Origin of the sequence: Leclercia adecarboxylata, assembly GCF_006171285.1 — a bacterium.
Taxonomy (GTDB): domain Bacteria; phylum Pseudomonadota; class Gammaproteobacteria; order Enterobacterales; family Enterobacteriaceae; genus Enterobacter; species Enterobacter barmai.
Window position 1 is genome coordinate 2,470,552 of the sequence record NZ_CP040889.1, and the last position, 15,588, is coordinate 2,486,139.

General features: G+C 55.8%; 14 protein-coding genes and 3 tRNA genes. 13 read left to right on the forward strand and 4 right to left on the reverse strand.

Annotated elements, in window-relative coordinates:
* Nucleotides 1–14 precede the first annotated feature (14 nt).
* Nucleotides 15–983, reverse strand: a complete 969-nt coding sequence (gene asd, locus FHN83_RS13600; RefSeq protein WP_139564035.1) for an archaetidylserine decarboxylase — start codon at nt 981–983, stop codon at nt 15–17.
* 98 nt (nt 984–1,081) lie between these two features.
* A complete protein-coding gene (rsgA, locus tag FHN83_RS13605; RefSeq protein WP_176556493.1) occupies nt 1,082–2,134 on the reverse strand; it encodes a small ribosomal subunit biogenesis GTPase RsgA in 1,053 nt (350 codons plus the stop codon).
* Between the two features lie 107 nt (nt 2,135–2,241).
* Between rsgA and orn the strand changes: the two genes are divergently transcribed.
* The 4 genes from orn to FHN83_RS13625 all read left to right on the forward strand — a co-directional run bounded on the left by orn (nt 2,242) and on the right by FHN83_RS13625 (nt 3,367).
* Nucleotides 2,242–2,787 (forward strand): oligoribonuclease, encoded by a 546-nt coding sequence (gene orn, locus FHN83_RS13610; protein ID WP_039028434.1) that lies wholly within the window; start codon nt 2,242–2,244, stop codon nt 2,785–2,787.
* 189 nt (nt 2,788–2,976) lie between these two features.
* Nucleotides 2,977–3,052 (forward strand) — tRNA-Gly (locus FHN83_RS13615).
* 78 nt (nt 3,053–3,130) lie between these two features.
* Nucleotides 3,131–3,206, forward strand: a tRNA-Gly gene (locus tag FHN83_RS13620).
* An 85-nt stretch (nt 3,207–3,291) separates the two neighbouring features.
* Nucleotides 3,292–3,367: transfer RNA gene (locus FHN83_RS13625), tRNA-Gly, on the forward strand.
* Nucleotides 3,368–3,637: 270 nt separating this feature from the next.
* On the opposite strand, the gene queG is transcribed toward FHN83_RS13625, so the two are convergent.
* Complete coding sequence (gene queG, locus FHN83_RS13630; protein WP_139564037.1) at nt 3,638–4,777, reverse strand: tRNA epoxyqueuosine(34) reductase QueG; 1,140 nt, start codon at nt 4,775–4,777, stop codon at nt 3,638–3,640.
* On the opposite strand from queG, the gene nnr reads away from it, so the two are divergent.
* From nnr to hflC, 9 genes are all read left to right on the forward strand, one after another.
* A complete protein-coding gene (nnr, locus tag FHN83_RS13635; protein ID WP_139564038.1) occupies nt 4,776–6,302 on the forward strand; it encodes a bifunctional ADP-dependent NAD(P)H-hydrate dehydratase/NAD(P)H-hydrate epimerase in 1,527 nt (508 codons plus the stop codon). The genes queG and nnr overlap by 2 nt on opposite strands.
* Nucleotides 6,295–6,756, forward strand: a complete 462-nt coding sequence (tsaE, locus tag FHN83_RS13640) for a tRNA (adenosine(37)-N6)-threonylcarbamoyltransferase complex ATPase subunit type 1 TsaE (protein WP_039028437.1) — start codon at nt 6,295–6,297, stop codon at nt 6,754–6,756. The genes nnr and tsaE overlap by 8 nt, the downstream gene beginning before the upstream one ends.
* Nucleotides 6,757–6,772: 16 nt before the next feature.
* Nucleotides 6,773–8,104, forward strand: a complete 1,332-nt coding sequence (gene amiB, locus FHN83_RS13645; RefSeq protein WP_039028438.1) for an N-acetylmuramoyl-L-alanine amidase AmiB — start codon at nt 6,773–6,775, stop codon at nt 8,102–8,104.
* Between the two features lie 9 nt (nt 8,105–8,113).
* Nucleotides 8,114–9,961, forward strand: coding sequence for a DNA mismatch repair endonuclease MutL (mutL, locus tag FHN83_RS13650; protein ID WP_139564039.1), 1,848 nt, complete (start codon nt 8,114–8,116; stop codon nt 9,959–9,961).
* Nucleotides 9,954–10,904 (forward strand): tRNA (adenosine(37)-N6)-dimethylallyltransferase MiaA, encoded by a 951-nt coding sequence (miaA, locus tag FHN83_RS13655; RefSeq protein ID WP_139564040.1) that lies wholly within the window; start codon nt 9,954–9,956, stop codon nt 10,902–10,904. The genes mutL and miaA overlap by 8 nt, the downstream gene beginning before the upstream one ends.
* A gap of 85 nt (nt 10,905–10,989) precedes the next feature.
* Nucleotides 10,990–11,298 carry an RNA chaperone Hfq gene (hfq, locus tag FHN83_RS13660; protein ID WP_032616179.1) on the forward strand — a complete coding sequence of 103 codons (309 nt, stop codon included), beginning with the start codon at nt 10,990–10,992 and terminating at the stop codon, nt 11,296–11,298.
* A gap of 77 nt (nt 11,299–11,375) precedes the next feature.
* Nucleotides 11,376–12,656, forward strand: coding sequence for a ribosome rescue GTPase HflX (gene hflX, locus FHN83_RS13665; protein ID WP_039028441.1), 1,281 nt, complete (start codon nt 11,376–11,378; stop codon nt 12,654–12,656).
* Between the two features lie 101 nt (nt 12,657–12,757).
* The gene (gene hflK, locus FHN83_RS13670) at nt 12,758–14,014 is read left to right on the forward strand and encodes an FtsH protease activity modulator HflK (protein ID WP_039028442.1); all 1,257 of its coding nucleotides are present in this window, start codon (nt 12,758–12,760) and stop codon (nt 14,012–14,014) included.
* A 2-nt stretch (nt 14,015–14,016) separates the two neighbouring features.
* Nucleotides 14,017–15,018, forward strand: a complete 1,002-nt coding sequence (gene hflC / locus FHN83_RS13675) for a protease modulator HflC (protein ID WP_139564041.1) — start codon at nt 14,017–14,019, stop codon at nt 15,016–15,018.
* A 69-nt stretch (nt 15,019–15,087) separates the two neighbouring features.
* Here hflC and FHN83_RS13680 read toward each other — a convergent pair whose 3' ends face one another.
* Nucleotides 15,088–15,378 (reverse strand): hypothetical protein, encoded by a 291-nt coding sequence (locus tag FHN83_RS13680; RefSeq protein WP_139564042.1) that lies wholly within the window; start codon nt 15,376–15,378, stop codon nt 15,088–15,090.
* Nucleotides 15,379–15,588: the final 210 nt, after the last annotated feature.

Consider the following 15,588-nt stretch of genomic DNA (forward strand, 5'->3'; position numbering starts at 1 on the left):
CAGTTTACCTTTACTTAGCTTTCGTCTTTCTTGTCGTCAACCAGCGGGCTGGCGTCGAGTTCGGCGGCAATTTCTTCTTCTGACAGCGGCGCAGGCTCTGCATCCGGCGTGACGAAGGGTTCCGTCGATACCGCCAGCGGCTGGCCGAGTTTGGTCACGGAGAGGCTTTCGAGCTGCTCTGCCAGCTGCACTTTGCCTGGGGCAAACAGGTTGATAACGGTGGAGCCGAGCTTGAAGCGTCCCATCTCCTGGCCTTTCAGCAACGCCACCGAGCCTTCGCTTTCGCCCGCAGGCCACGTCCAGCGTTTGATCACGCCTTCACGCGGTGGCGTAATGGTGCCAGCCCAGACCGTTTCAATGCTGCCAACAATGGTCGCACCCACCAGAATCTGCGCCATCGGGCCAAACTCGGTATCGAACAGGCAGATAACGCGCTCGTTACGGGCGAACAGGTTCGGTACGTTTTGCGCCGTCAGGTGGTTAACCGAGAACAGGTCGCCCGGCACGTAGATCATCTCGCGCAGGATGCCGTTGCACGGCATATGCACGCGGTGATAGTCGCGCGGCGACAGGTAGGTGGTGGCAAACGTACCGTTGCGGAACAGATCCGCCATTATGTAGTTACCGGCCAGCAGGGCTTCGAGGCTGTAGTTGTGGCCTTTAGCCTGCAAAATCTTGTCGTTTTCGATAGCGCCCAGCTGGCTGATCACGCCGTCGGCAGGCATCACCAGCACGTTCGGGTCAGTATTCAGGGGACGCACTTCGTCGCGCAGTGGGCGGACAAAGAAATCATTGAAGGTGCGGTAGCTGGCAGTATCCGGCTTCTGCGCTTCCTTCATATCGACCTTGTAGTATTTCACGAACAGATCGATTACCAGCTTCGTCAGCCAGCCCGCTCGTTTGCTCGCGCCCCAGCCCGCCAGGCGAGTGAGCCACAGTTTCGGCAGAATGTATTGAAGCGAAAGTTTAAATGAGTTTAACAAGGTAGCCTCCAGGCCATTGTTTTGTCGTTCCTGATCCGGCCGTCAGACAGCCGGAACCTGAAAAAAGGGGACGATTTTAGCGACGCTTAGCTTAGTTGTCAGTCATCAGATTCAGAAAAGCTTTTACGCGTTTTTACCTGCGCCATGCTTTCTAGAATATGGTGATAATTCGCAAAGCGGGTTTCCGCAATTTCACCGTTTTCAACCGCGGCACGAATGGCGCAGCCGGGGTCGTTATCATGCTTACAGTCGCGGTATTTACACGCGCCTAGATAGTCGAGGAATTCGACAAAGCCGTTAAAGATCTGATCGGGTTCGAGATGCCACAGACCAAATTCACGCACCCCCGGGGAGTCGATCACGTCCCCGCCGTGCGGGAAGTGATACAGACGTGAGGCGGTAGTGGTGTGCTGACCCAGACCCGAGTTATCAGAAACGTCGTTAGTCAGGATTTCTTGCTGCAAGCCGAGCAGGTTGTTCAGCAGGCTGGATTTACCCACCCCGGACTGGCCGGCAAAAATGCTGATGCGGTCGGTCAACGCCTCTTCGAGCGGCGTCAGCCCATCCTGCGTACGGCTTGAAACCATCAGCACGCGGTAGCCAATCTTGCGATAGATATCCATCTGCTCGTTAACGAAGCTCATGCCGTCGTCGTCGAGTAAATCAATCTTGTTCAGCACGATCAACGGTTCTACCTGCAGAGTTTCACAGGCGACGAGATAACGGTCGATAATGTTCAGCGACAGTTCCGGCAAAATGGCAGAGACAATCACGATCTGATTGATATTGGCGGCAATCGGTTTTACGCCGTCGTAGAAGTCAGGGCGCGTTAATACCGACGTGCGCTCATGCACGGCTTCCACGATCCCTTTCACCGCTACGCCTTCTGCGGCAGCTTTGCCCGGACGCCATACCACGCGGTCACCGGTGACCAGCGAGCGGATGGTGCGGCGAATGTTACAGCGGTGAACGTCGCCATCGGCAGACTCCACGTCGGCATGCATACCGAAGCGGCTAATCACGACGCCTTCCGCGGGCTCGCCAAACAGGTTGTCGTCGTAGTCGACCTTCTCCGAAGTGGTTTTAAGGCGGCGCTGATGATTGGCTTTTACGCGGCGCTGCTGCCCTTTGGAGAGTTTATTTTTACTCAATCGTGCTGGCTCCTGGTCGCCCATATTGGGCAAAACCTCTATGATACACACTAATTAATACTAGTTAACCTGCCACGGCCGGTTATGCGAGAAGGGTGGAAAATAACATGAGTGCAGATGAAAACAATCTGATTTGGATCGATCTGGAGATGACCGGACTGGATCCCGAGCGCGATCGCATTATCGAGATCGCCACGCTGGTGACCGACGCGAACCTGAATATCCTGGCGGAAGGGCCAACCATTGCCGTACATCAGTCCGACGAACAGCTGGCGCTGATGGATGACTGGAACGTGCGTACCCACACCGGCAGCGGGCTGGTGGATCGCGTGAAAGCCAGTACCCAGGGCGACCGCGAAGCTGAGCTGGCAACAATCGAATTTCTGAAGCAGTGGGTGCCGCAGGGCAAGTCGCCGATTTGTGGCAACAGCATCGGCCAGGATCGCCGCTTCCTGTTTAAGTACATGCCGGAGCTGGAGGCTTATTTCCACTACCGTTATCTTGATGTCAGCACCCTGAAAGAGCTGGCGCGTCGCTGGAAACCAGAAATCCTCGACGGCTTTAAGAAGCAGGGCACCCATCAGGCCATGGACGACATCCGTGAGTCTGTGGCGGAACTGGCTTACTACCGCGAACATTTTATTAATTTATAAGCACTCTTCCCGGCAGCACTGCGCCTGCCGGGTCATAATGCTTTAAAACTGCGCAATGTGATGAATATTGCAGCACTTGAACTAAATTTATAAAAAAACGCTTTTTGGGGGGTTGCAGCAGAAAGGATTTCTCGTATAATGCGCCTCCCGTAACGACAGAGAATTCATCGTTACGACAGCACAGATTTTGCGGGAATAGCTCAGTTGGTAGAGCACGACCTTGCCAAGGTCGGGGTCGCGAGTTCGAGTCTCGTTTCCCGCTCCAAATCTGTTTGCTGCGCAGTAAGACCACCAATCGCAGGATTTCGAGTTGCAACAAGGCGGCTTGAAAGACGAAGATTAAGCGGGAATAGCTCAGTTGGTAGAGCACGACCTTGCCAAGGTCGGGGTCGCGAGTTCGAGTCTCGTTTCCCGCTCCAAAATTTAAAAGGTATCGCAAGATACACACCACCAAAATCGCAGGATTTCGAGTTGCAACAAGGCGGCTTGAAAGACGAAGATTAAGCGGGAATAGCTCAGTTGGTAGAGCACGACCTTGCCAAGGTCGGGGTCGCGAGTTCGAGTCTCGTTTCCCGCTCCAAATTTTATCTCCTCCTCCAGATATCCACAGCGGAAAGCCCCGCCAGGGATGATTTGTTTCATTTCTGACAAACTCTTCTTAACAGACTTATCCACAGCTTTGTCTTTTTCTGACGATTACTCAATTACTTCGCCTGATGAATAGTAACTTTATAATTCCTTGAAAATTATAAATAAAATTTCATTTCAAATTGTTAAGCCGATCACTTGACCTGTAGCCGCACCCAGAGTACTTCTGGCTTTTAATTTTTATTCACAGCCTGTGGAAACATCATGCATCGCGCGGCAGCCCTTTTTCGATCACGCGTACCAGCCTGATTTTCTGCGGTAATTGCACCTCCACCACACAGGCGTTTCGCTTGTCTATTTGCTGCGCAACCGCCCACTCTATGTGCTCATCGAGAAGTGGGTGCTCACCCCGGCGACTTTCCAGCGCCTGAATATTGGCCTCATCCCAGGGGGCATTTCCCAGCGCAACGGCGACATTACGCAGCCAGCGCAGGTGACCAATACGGCGAATCGCCGATCCTTCTGTCACTTTCAGGAACCAGGCTTCGCTCCAGGCGAACAGTTCGATCAGCGGAGGCGCGTGCAATGCCTTGCGGGGGCTGAAGTCGTCCTCTTCCGTTAACTGCGAGTAACGGTTCCACGGGCAGATCAACTGACAGTCATCGCAACCGTAGATGCGATTGCCGATTAAGGGACGAAACTCTTCCGGGATGGCCCCTTCAAGTTCAATGGTCAGGTACGAGATGCAGCGGCGGGCATCGACGGTATACGGCTCGACAATGGCCCCGGTGGGGCAGATAGTCATACAGGCCACGCAGCGGCCGCAGCCTTCTTCGACCGGTTTATCCACCGGTAAAGGGATATCAACCAGCAACTCGCCAAGGAAGAAGAAAGAGCCGGCGTCGCGGCTGAGGATAAGTGAGTGCTTACCTGTCCAGCCGAGCCCGGCTTTTTCAGCCAGCGGGCGCTCGAGAACAGGCGCAGAATCGACAAAGGGTCTAAAATTCAGCGTGGCGCACTGCTCCTGAATCCTTTCCCCAAGCTTTTTGAGTCGGTTACGCAAAAGTTTATGATAATCACGCCCCAGGGCATAACGGCTGACATAGCCCAGCGACGGATTTTTCAGCGTACTGGCAAAAGCAGCCCCGGTGGGAAGGTAGTTCATACGCACGCTGATCACGCGCAGGGTTCCCGGCAAGAGTTCATGCGGGCGGGCGCGCATCATGCCGTGGCGCGCCATCCACTCCATCTCGCCGTGGTATTGATTATCCAGCCATGCCTGCAGCTTTGGCTCGCTGGCAGAGAGATCGGTATCGGTGATACCCACGTGTTGAAAACTAAGCTCAGCGCCCCACTGTTTAATGTTTTGCGCTAACTGATTGAGATCGAGGGGCTGTGACATGACGGACCATACTGTGAAGAAAAACCCTGCAAGTATACCACACTCTGTCTGGCCCGCGGATGACCTGCGGCGCGCCGAAAAAGAGGCGGCAGACAGTCTCGGCATAACCCTTTACGAACTGATGCAGCGCGCGGGCGAGGCGGCTTTTACCGTTGCCCGCACGGCATACCCGCAGTCCCGCCACTGGCTGATCCTGTGCGGTCATGGCAATAACGGCGGCGATGGCTATGTGGTTGCCCGCCTGGCGCTTGCCGCAGGCATTACCGTCACGCTGCTGGCGCTGGAAAGCGACAAACCCCTTCCGGAAGAGGCAACCAACGCGCGGCAAGCCTGGCTGGACGCGGCGGGAGTGATCCACGCTGCGGATACGCCCTGGCCGGAAGGTATCGACCTGATCGTCGACGGCCTGCTGGGAACCGGTTTACACAGCGCACCTCGCGATGAGGTCGCCGGATTAATCACCCATGCAAACCAACATAAAGCGCCCATCGTGGCGCTGGATATTCCCTCCGGGCTGGTTGCCCAGACGGGCACCACGCCGGGTGCGGTCATACAAGCCGACCATACGGTGACCTTTATCGCCCTTAAACCCGGCCTGCTGACCGGTAAAGCGCGCGATGTGGTCGGGACGTTGCATCATAACGCCCTTGGACTGGAGGGGTGGCTCGCCGGGCAGGAGACGGGTATTACGCGCTTTGATGCCTCGCATCTGGCGCAGTGGCTGCCGCCACGCCGTCCCACATCCCATAAGGGCGATCACGGCAGGCTGGTGATTATCGGCGGCGACCACGGCACTGCGGGCGCTATCCGCATGACCGGCGAAGCGGCACTGCGTACGGGGGCGGGGCTGGTGCGCGTGCTGACGCGCAGCGAAAATATCGCGCCGATCGTCACCGCCCGGCCTGAACTTATGGTGCATGAGCTGACGCCAGAGTCGCTGGACGACAGCCTGGATTGGGCCGATGTGGTGGTGATTGGACCTGGTCTGGGGCAGGAGTCATGGGGGAAAGAGGCATTACGCAAGGTCGGGAATTTCCGGCATGCGATGCTGTGGGACGCTGACGCGCTGAACCTTCTGGCAATCAACCCGGATAAACGTCACAATCGCATCCTGACGCCGCACCCCGGCGAAGCCGCGCGGCTGCTTAACTGCAGCGTTGCAGAAATTGAAAGCGATCGCTTACATTCTGCCCAGCGTCTGGTAAAACGTTACGGTGGTGTTGTGGTTCTGAAAGGCGCCGGTACCGTCGTCGCCAGCGAGAGCGGAGTGGCAGGCATCGTGGATGTCGGCAATGCCGGAATGGCGAGCGGCGGAATGGGCGACGTGCTCTCGGGTATTATCGGAGCGTTGCTCGGACAGAAACTGGCGCTTTATGATGCCGCCTGCGCAGGCTGCGTCGCGCATGGTGCAGCTGCCGACAGGCTGGCGGACCAGTACGGCACGCGCGGCATGCTGGCAACCGATCTTTTTGACGCGCTGCGGCGTGTCGTTAACCCAAGAATAATTGACGTAGAAAATGATTAATCGAGTGATCCCTTTACCCGACGAACAGGCAACTTTAGATCTCGGCCAGCGCGTGGCGCAGGCCTGCGAGGGCGCAACCGTCATCTATCTGTATGGCGATCTTGGTGCGGGTAAGACCACCTTTAGCCGGGGCTTCTTGCAGGCGCTGGGGCATCAGGGAAATGTGAAAAGCCCAACCTACACGCTGGTTGAGCCCTACACCCTGGAAAACCTGATGGTGTACCACTTCGATCTCTATCGCCTTGCCGATCCTGAAGAGCTGGAATTTATGGGGATCCGTGACTACTTCGCCAACGATGCCATTTGCCTCGTCGAATGGCCGCAGCAGGGTACCGGCGTCTTGCCTGAACCCGACGTTGAAATTCACCTGGAGTATCAGGCGCAAGGGCGTGAGGCCCGCGTGACTGCTGTCTCTGCATCAGGAAAATCGATACTGGCGCGTTTAGCCGGTTAAGTTAAGAGATAACGGGATGATTAATCGCGTTAAAAGTTGGTTGATAGCAGCAACGGTGCTGTTTTGTGCACAGGCCGGGGCGGCAACATTGTCCGATATTCAGGTTTCCAACGGAGACAATCAGGCCCGGATCACCTTCAGCTTTATGGGCGATCCTGAGTATGCGTTTTCGCAGGTCGATAAGCGCAGCGTTGCGCTGGATATCAAACAGACCGGCGTCATCAAAGGGCTGCCGCTCCAGTTCAGCGGCAATAACCTGGTGCAAAGCATCCGTTCAGGTACGCCAAAAGACGCGCAGTCCCTGCGTCTGGTGGTCGATTTAACCCAAAACGGCAAGACCCGGGCGGTGAAGCAGCAGAACGGTGCGAACTACATGGTGGTCTTTACCATCAACGCCGATGCGCCACCGCCGCCTCCTCCGCCACCGGTGGTGGTGAAGCGTATGGAGGAGCCTGTCGTTGCGCCGCGCCCTTCAGAGCCAGCGCGAAATCCGTTTAAATCCGGCAGCGATCGTATTACCAGCGTCACCAGCAGCAACACGGTGACCCGTCCGGCAGCGCAGGCGCGCCGTCAGGTAAACGGCGATAAAGTCATTATTGCGATTGATGCCGGACACGGTGGCGATGATCCTGGCGCCATCGGACCGGGTGGTACGCGTGAGAAGAACGTGACCATTGCCATTGCCCGTAAGCTGCGGACCTTGCTGAACGACGACCCGATGTTTAAAGGTGTGTTAACCCGTGACGGCGATTATTTTATCTCGGTCATGGGCCGCTCAGACGTGGCGCGCCAGCAGAACGCTAATTTCCTCGTCTCTGTGCACGCCGATGCCGCTCCCAACCGCAACGCGACGGGGGCATCCGTATGGGTGCTTTCCAACCGTCGTGCTAACAGCGAAATGGCAAACTGGCTTGAGGAACATGAAAAGCAATCCGAGCTGTTAGGCGGGGCAGGTGACGTACTGGCGAACAGCCAGTCGGATCCCTACCTGAGCCAGGCGGTGCTGGATTTACAGTTCGGCCATTCCCAGCGCGTCGGGTATGATGTGGCGACTAACGTCCTGAGCCAACTGCAAAGCGTGGGTTCCCTGCATAAGCGCCGTCCGGAACATGCCAGCCTGGGCGTGCTGCGCTCTCCGGATATCCCGTCCATCCTGGTGGAGACGGGCTTTATCAGTAATAACGGTGAAGAGCGCCTGCTGGCCAGCGACAGCTATCAGCAGCAGATTGCCGAAGCGATTTACAAGGGCCTGCGTAAGTACTTTGATGCGCATCCGCTCCAGTCTGCACCACAGGGTGGCGCGGAGCAGACCGCCATGTTACCGGGCGAGTCGTCCTCGACCCATTAAGGAGATTTCATGCCGATTCAGGTTCTGCCGCCGCAGCTTGCGAACCAAATCGCCGCCGGTGAGGTGGTGGAACGTCCTGCATCGGTCGTGAAAGAACTGGTGGAAAACAGTCTCGATGCGGGCGCGACCCGCATCGATATTGATATCGAACGCGGCGGTGCGAAACTCATTCGAATTCGCGATAACGGCTGCGGTATTAAAAAAGAGGAGCTGGCACTGGCGCTGGCTCGCCACGCCACCAGTAAAATTGCCTCCCTCGACGACCTTGAAGCCATCATCAGCCTCGGTTTTCGCGGCGAAGCGCTGGCCAGTATTAGCTCTGTCTCCCGCCTGACGCTCACCTCCCGCACCGCTGAACAGCAGGAAGCCTGGCAGGCTTACGCCGAAGGCCGGGATATGGACGTGACGGTGAAACCTGCCGCGCACCCGGTGGGTACAACGCTGGAAGTGCTGGATCTCTTCTATAACACCCCCGCGCGGCGCAAGTTTATGCGTACCGAGAAAACCGAATTCGGCCACATCGACGAGATCATTCGCCGTATCGCCCTGGCGCGCTTCGATGTCACCATCAATTTGAGCCACAACGGCAAGGTGATGCGTCAGTACCGCGCCGTGGCGCAGGGCGGGCAGAAAGAGCGTCGGCTTGGCGCCATCTGCGGAACCCCGTTCCTGGAACAGGCGCTGGCCATTGAGTGGCAGCATGGCGATCTGACCCTGCGCGGCTGGGTAGCGGATCCGAAAGCGAACAGTTCCGCATTTGCCGAGATCCAGTATTGCTACGTGAACGGCCGCATGATGCGTGACCGTCTCATCAACCATGCGATCCGCCAGGCGTGCGAGGATAAACTGGGCGCCGGCGAGCAGCCCGCTTTTGTGCTGTATCTGGAGATCGACCCGCATCAGGTGGACGTCAACGTCCATCCGGCGAAACATGAAGTGCGTTTTCATCAGTCGCGGCTGGTACATGACTTTATCTATCAGGGCGTGCTGAGCGTATTGCAGCAGCAGGCCGAGCCGGGCTTGCCGTTGAGCGAAGAGGTGCCCGCTCCACGTCCGATCCCGGAGAACCGTGTTGCGGCGGGCAGAAACCAGTTTGCTGAACCCGCGGTGGCGCGGGAACCTGCCGCCCCGCGTTTTTCGTCTGGCGGCTCAGCCCCCCGGGCGTCTGGCGCGAATTATCCTCATGCCCAGCCGGGCTACCAGAAGCAGGCGGGAGCGGTATATCGCACCTTGCTCGACACTCCTGCTCCGGCGCAAAAAGCGGATGAGGTCGTCCCCACGACGCCAGCGCTGGCGAGCCATAGCCAGAGTTTTGGCCGGGTGCTGACCATCGTCGCGCCCGATGCGGCGCTGCTGGAGCGTGACGGTCAGCTGGCGCTGCTCTCCCTGCCGGTCGCCGAACGCTGGCTGAAACAGGCGCAGCTGGCGCCGGGTCCGCATCAGGCCTGCGCACAGCCGTTGCTGATCCCGGTGCGGATAAAAATCTCACCGCAGGAGACGCAGGTTGTGCAGCGTCATCAGGCTGCCCTTGCTGAAATGGGTATTGAAATGGTGCAGGAGTCGCATCATGTCACGCTTCGTGCCGTGCCTTTACCCTTACGCCAACAAAATTTACAAAACTTGATTCCTGAACTGATAGGCTACCTGGCGCAGCAGACAACGTTTGATGCCGCCAATACCGCGCAGTGGATCGCCCGCCAGCTGGCAAGCGACCACCTGACGTGGAGCATGGCGCAGGCTATCACCGTGCTGGCAGAGGTCGAACGTCTCTGTCCGCATCTGGTGAAAGCGCCGCCGGGTGGTTTGTTGCAACTTATAGATTTACAACCGGCAAAGACCGCCCTTAAAAATGAGTAACTTGAGTAATACCAGCCTGCCAAAGGCGATATTTTTGATGGGGCCAACGGCCTCGGGCAAAACTGCGTTAGCCATTGAGTTACGTAAAGTTTTGCCAGTAGAGTTGATTAGCGTTGATTCCGCCCTTATTTATCAGGGGATGGATATTGGTACGGCAAAGCCTAACGCAGACGAGTTACGCGCGGCACCGCACCGATTACTGGACATTCTCGACCCGGCGCAGGCTTATTCGGCGGCTGATTTTCGTCGCGATGCGCTGGCGCATATGGCTGAGATCACAGCAGCAGGACGTATCCCGCTGCTGGTGGGCGGAACAATGCTGTATTTCAAAGCCTTACTGGAAGGGCTGTCACCGTTACCTTCGGCCGATCCCGCAGTAAGAGCAAAGATTGAGCATCAGGCAGCAGAGCAGGGGTGGGGTGCGCTGCATGAGCAACTGGCAGAGATCGATCCGGTTGCTGCAGCACGTATTCATCCAAATGATCCGCAAAGGCTTTCCCGGGCACTGGAAGTTTTTTTCATTTCGGGTAAAACTTTAACGGAACTGACGCAAACGTCAGGAGAGGCTCTGCCGTATCAGGTGCATCAGTTCGCCATCGCCCCGGCGAGCCGTGAACTGCTCCATCAGCGAATTGAGCAGCGTTTTCATCAGATGTTGGCTTCAGATTTTGAAGCAGAAGTGCGGGCGCTATTTGCCCGTGGAGATTTGCATACGGACATGCCTTCCATTCGTTGTGTGGGTTATCGCCAGATGTGGTCATACATTGAAGGTGAAATATCACATGATGAAATGGTTTATCGAGGTATTTGCGCCACGAGACAGTTGGCGAAGCGCCAGATAACCTGGTTGCGCGGTTGGGACGGGGTTCACTGGTTAGACAGTGAAAAGCCGCAACAGGCGTTACACGATGTATTACAGGTTGTTGGTGATATCGCAGACTGAATGTGTACAATTAAGCCGTATCGTGCGCAATTTTTCAGAATCGCAAGGTTCTAAGTACAAAACAAGCATATAAGGAAAAGATAGAATGGCTAAGGGGCAATCTTTACAAGATCCGTTCTTGAACGCACTGCGTCGGGAACGTGTTCCAGTTTCTATTTATTTGGTGAATGGTATTAAGCTGCAAGGTCAGATTGAATCTTTCGATCAGTTCGTGATCCTGTTGAAAAACACGGTCAGCCAGATGGTCTACAAGCACGCGATTTCTACTGTTGTTCCGTCTCGCCCGGTATCTCATCACAGCAATAACGCTGGCGGCGGCTCCAGTAACTACCATCACGGCAGCAACGCACAGGGCTCTTCAGCGCCTGCGCAGGACAGCGAAGAAACCGAATAAGGTTACTGGCTGTTATTTCCATATCGGGGAGCCAGGTTTTCTGCGTTCCCCGCTGATCTTTTTTGAGGGGTTTACGCTTGTTTGACCGTTACGATGCCGGTGAGCAGGCGGTGCTGGTACACATCTATTTTTCGCAAGACAAAGATATGGAAGATCTCCAGGAGTTTGAATCTCTGGTCTCTTCCGCCGGTGTCGAAGCAATGCAGGTGATTACCGGTAGCCGTAAAGCGCCGCACCCAAAGTATTTTGTTGGTGAAGGTAAAGCAGTAGAGATTGCGGATGCCGTTAAAGCGACTGGCGCATCAGTCGTGCTGTTCGATCACGCGTTGACACCGGCCCAGGAACGCAACCTGGAACGTCTGTGCGAATGCCGGGTTATCGATCGGACGGGTTTGATTTTAGACATTTTTGCCCAACGTGCACGTACCCATGAAGGGAAACTGCAGGTTGAGCTGGCGCAGCTGCGCCATCTGGCGACGCGCCTGGTGCGTGGCTGGACACACCTTGAACGACAAAAGGGCGGGATTGGTTTGCGCGGCCCGGGTGAAACCCAGCTCGAAACCGACCGTCGCTTGCTGCGCGGCCGTATTACCCAGATCCTCTCACGACTGGAAAAAGTTGAGAAGCAACGCGAGCAGGGGCGCCGCTCCCGACAGAAAGCTGACATCCCGACGGTGTCGCTGGTCGGTTATACCAACGCCGGTAAATCCACCCTGTTTAACCAGATAACCGAAGCCCAGGTTTACGCCGCAGACCAGCTGTTTGCGACCCTGGATCCGACGCTGCGCCGCATAGACGTGACGGACGTCGGTGAAACTGTGCTGGCGGATACCGTTGGGTTTATCCGTCATCTGCCGCACGATCTGGTGGCCGCGTTTAAAGCGACTTTGCAGGAGACCCGTCAGGCGACGTTGCTGTTACACGTCATTGACGCTGCGGATGTCCGCCTGCAGGAAAATATTGATGCAGTGAATATCGTGCTGGAAGAGATTGATGCCCACGAGATCCCGACGCTGCTGGTAATGAACAAGATCGATATGCTGGACGGTTTTGAGCCACGTATCGACAGGAATGAAGAGAACATACCGATTCGGGTCTGGCTATCTGCTCAGACCGGTGTTGGTGTACCACTGCTTTTCCAGGCCTTAACAGAACGTCTTTCTGGTGAAGTGGCTCAGCACACGCTGCGTCTCCCGCCAGAAGAAGGCCGACTGCGCAGCCGTTTTTATCAGCTTCAGGCGATAGAAAAAGAGTGGATGGAGGATGACGGCAGCGTGGGGTTGCAGGTACGTATGCCAATCGTTGACTGGCGTCGCCTCTGTAAACAAGAACCTGCGCTGGTCGACTACGTCGTCTGACCGGAAAGGAGATGCCTGAAGGATTTTGCCCTTTGGGATACCCGCATCGCTGCACAGGCGTTTGAGGGTATATCACCGCATAACAAATATGGAGCACATACATGGCGTGGAATCAGCCCGGTAATAACGGACAAGACCGCGACCCGTGGGGGAGCAGCAATAATCAAGGCGGCAACTCCGGGGGAAATGGCAACAAAGGTGGTCGCGAGCAGGGGCCACCCGATCTGGATGATATCTTCCGCAAGCTGAGTAAAAAGCTGGGCGGACTTGGCGGTGGTAAAGGCACTGGCGGTGGTACTGGCCAGGGGCCGCGTCCTCATATGGGCGGTCGCGTGGTGGGCATTGTTGCAGCAGCAGCGGTGATCATCTGGGCAGCCAGCGGATTCTACACAATCAAAGAAGCCGAGCGCGGTGTTGTCACCCGTTTTGGTAAATTCAGCCATCTGGTTGAGCCTGGCCTGAACTGGAAGCCAACCTTTATCGATGACGTCACGGCGGTGAACGTTGAATCGGTACGTGAACTGGCGGCTTCTGGCGTGATGCTGACGTCCGATGAGAACGTCGTGCGCGTTGAGATGAACGTGCAGTATCGCGTAACCGATCCGCAACACTATCTGTTCAGCGTGACCAGCGCAGATGACAGCCTGCGTCAGGCTACCGACAGCGCCCTGCGTGGCGTAATCGGCAAATACACCATGGATCGCATTCTGACCGAAGGTCGTACCGTTATTCGTAGCGATACCCAGCGCGAGCTGGAAGAGACCATTCGTCCGTACAACATGGGTATCACCCTGCTGGACGTCAACTTCCAGGCCGCTCGTCCGCCGGAAGAGGTGAAGGCCGCGTTTGATGATGCGATTGCTGCACGTGAAAACGAACAGCAGTACATCCGTGAAGCGGAAGCGTACATCAACGAAGTACAGCCGCGTGCTAACGGTCAGGCACAGCGTATCCTCGAAGAGGCGCGCGCCTACAAGACTCAGACCATCCTCGAAGCACAGGGTGAAGTGGCGCGTTTTGCGAAGCTGCTGCCTGAATATAAAGCCGCACCGGAAATTACCCGTGAGCGTCTGTATATCGAGACCATGGAGAAAGTGCTGAGCCACACCCGTAAGGTGCTGGTCAATGACAGCAAAAATGGCAACCTGATGGTTCTGCCGCTGGATCAGATGCTGAAAGGCGGTAACGCCGCGGGCGCGAAGAACGACAACAGCGGGGCGAATAACCTGCTGCGTCTGCCACCTGCGTCAACGGGTAATTCCAGCGCCAACACCAGCTCTTCTTCAAGCGATGGTGACATCATGGACCAACGCCGCGCCAACGCGCAGCGTAACGACTACCAGCGTCAGGGGGAATAACGATGCGTAAGTCAGTTATTGCGATCATCATCATCGTGCTGGTCGTGCTTTATACCTCTATTTTTGTCGTAAAAGAGGGTGAGCGCGGTATTACCCTGCGTTTTGGCAAAGTTCTGCGTGACAACGAAAACAAACCGCTGGTTTACGAGCCGGGTCTGCACTTTAAGATCCCAATGATCGAATCGGTAAAAACCTTGGATGCCCGTATCCAGACTATGGATAACCAGGCCGATCGCTTTGTGACCAAAGAGAAGAAAGACCTGATCGTCGACTCCTATATCAAATGGCGTATCAGCGACTTCAGCCGTTACTACCTGGCGACAGGCGGTGGCGATGTTTCACAGGCAGAAGTGCTGCTGAAACGTAAGTTCTCTGACCGTCTGCGTTCTGAAATCGGCCGTCTGGACGTGAAAGACATCGTCACCGACTCCCGCGGCCGTCTGACCCTGGAAGTGCGCGATGCACTGAACTCCGGCTCTGCGGGCACGGAAGATGAAGTGACAACGCCAGCGGCTGACGATGCGATTGCGAAAGCGGCTGAGCGTGTTCAGGCTGAAACCAACGGTAAAGTCGCGGTCATTAACCCGAACAGTATGGCGGCGTTAGGTATTGAAGTGGTTGACGTGCGTATCAAGCAGATCAACCTGCCGACTGAAGTGTCTGAAGCGATCTACAACCGTATGCGTGCAGAACGTGAAGCGGTAGCGCGTCGGCATCGTTCACAAGGTCAGGAAGAGGCAGAGAAACTGCGTGCGACCGCGGACTATGAAGTGACCAAAACGCTGGCAGAAGCGGAGCGTCAGGGTCGTATCCAGCGTGGTGAAGGCGATGCCGAAGCCGCGAAACTGTTCGCCGATGCGTTCAGCCAGGATCCGGACTTCTACGCCTTTATCCGTAGCCTGCGTGCTTATGAGAGCAGCTTTAAGAGCAATCAGGACGTGATGGTTCTAAGCCCGGACAGCGATTTCTTCCGCTATATGAAGTCACCGACAACCACTCGCTGATTTCCCGGCTTCAAAAAATGATAATGGCGCCTCTCTAAGGCGCCATTTTTTTGCATGCTACTGTGTCACTCAGTTGCCAAGCCATTTATTCAGCAGGTTACCGACAACCGGAAGATTTGCCAGGGTAGATTCAATGGTTCCGCCCACGGTTTTGCCAACAGAAGTACCCAAGTTTTTGCCCAGATCCGGGGCAAGAGTGGCAAGATTGATGGTACCAAACAGCGGCAGCTCAACTGTCAGCTGATCAGAGCCCATTGACCACGCTTTTTCACCAATTTTACCGCCCAGAGATGCCAGTCCATCCTGCAGCCAGCCCGCACCACCAACGTATTCCATTTCTACGATTGTTAATTCTTTCATTTTAATCATCCTAATTAATGAGTTTATGCCGCCCCCTCATGGGGCGCGAAAGGATCCTGACAACCTTTTAAATATTCAGCAATACCAGTGGTTTATGAATTTTATTTCATCTCGTTAAATCACATTTACTCATAACAGGAAGCGGTAACGTCTAACGATGAAACAAAAGCGGTTATCACTTCATCCTGTTTTTATGCGGTCTGTACCGCA